The sequence below is a fragment of the Methylobacterium sp. ME121 genome (assembly GCF_000974725.1).
Lineage (GTDB): Bacteria > Pseudomonadota > Alphaproteobacteria > Rhizobiales > Beijerinckiaceae > Methylobacterium > Methylobacterium radiotolerans.
Genome location: NZ_BBUX01000174.1, coordinates 1 through 1,227 on the forward strand (window position 1 = coordinate 1; position 1,227 = coordinate 1,227).

The 1,227-nt window shown below is 66.0% G+C and carries 1 protein-coding gene; it reads right to left on the reverse strand.

Annotated features, from left to right (window positions below):
- Window positions 1-48: 48 nt before the first annotated feature.
- Window positions 49-1,148, reverse strand: a protein-coding gene (locus tag ME121_RS32755) for an IS3-like element ISMex11 family transposase (protein WP_089231740.1) whose coding sequence is annotated in 2 segments (ribosomal slippage) — window positions 49-896 and window positions 896-1,148 — 1,101 coding nt in all. Because the reading frame shifts where the segments join, the coding sequence is not laid out codon by codon here.
- Between the last annotated feature and the right edge of the window lie 79 nt (window positions 1,149-1,227).

Genomic DNA, 1,227 nt, shown 5'->3' on the forward strand with positions numbered 1-1,227 from the left:
TGAGGGTCCCCCGGATTTTGGTCCGGCCGAAAGGTGAGCCTCCGGATCTCATTCGGCGGCCTGCAGGGCCGCCGCCAGGGCGAATTCCTGGGGTGTCAGCCACCCCAGGGCGGTGTGAGGACGGCTCTCGTTGTACTGCCGCCGCCACGTCTCGATCTTGCTCCTGGCGTCGGCCAACGACAAGAACCAGTTCGCGTTCAGGCACTCGTCGCGCAGGCGGCCGTTGAACGACTCGACCAGCGCGTTGTCGGTCGGCTTGCCAGGGCGCGAGAAGTCCAACGTGACGCCGTTCTCGTAGGCCCAGCGGTCGAGTGCTTTCGAGACGAACTCAGGCCCATTATCGACCTGGATCGCGCACGGTGCTCCGCGCAGCATTGCCAAGCGGGCGACGACCGCCACGACCTGCTCGCCCTTGTTGCCTTGGTCGACCTCAATCGCCAGGGCCTCGCGCGTGAACGCATCGACGACCGTCAGAGCTCGCAGCCGGCGGCCATCGAACAGCGCGTCGGAGACGAAGTCCATCGACCAGCGTTCGTTCGGCCGGAGCGCGGCCGGCTGACGCTCACGGTGTGCCGCACTGACGTGCCGGCGGGGCCGCTTGAGCCGCAGGCTAAGGCCCTCATCCCTGTAGAGGCGGTGGACCCTTTTGTGATTCACCCGCCAACCTTCCCGGCGCAGCAGGATGTAGATCCTGAAGTAGCCGTAGCGCACCCGGCTCTTGGCCAGATCGCAGATGCGCATCCGCAGTGGTGCCTGATCGGGCTTGGTCGAGCGGTAGCGGACGCCCGACCGGCCGACGCCGAGCGCGGCGCAGCCGCGCCGCTCGCTCACCCCGTGCGCCTCCTGAACCTGGTGCACGAGTTCGCGTCGCCGAGCAGGCGTCAGAGCTTTTTTGCGAGCACGTCCTGCAAGATGTGCTTGTCGAGGCTCAGATCGGCCACGAGTTGCTTGAGCTTGCGGTTCTCGTCCTCAAGCTGCTTCAGCCGCCTCAGCTCGCCTGTGCCCAAGCCGCCGTAGAGCTTCTTCCAGCGGTAAAACGTCTGCTCGGAGATGCCCATCCGACGCAGCACCTCCGCGACCGGTGTCCCGGTCTCGGCCTGCTTCAGCGCGAAGGCGATCTGCTCCTCGGTGAACCTGCTCTTCTTCACGGCTCTGCTCCTCCCCTCAGGGTCTCACAAAACCGGAAAACTCGCACTCACGCCGGACCAAAGCGATGGGGGGACGTCA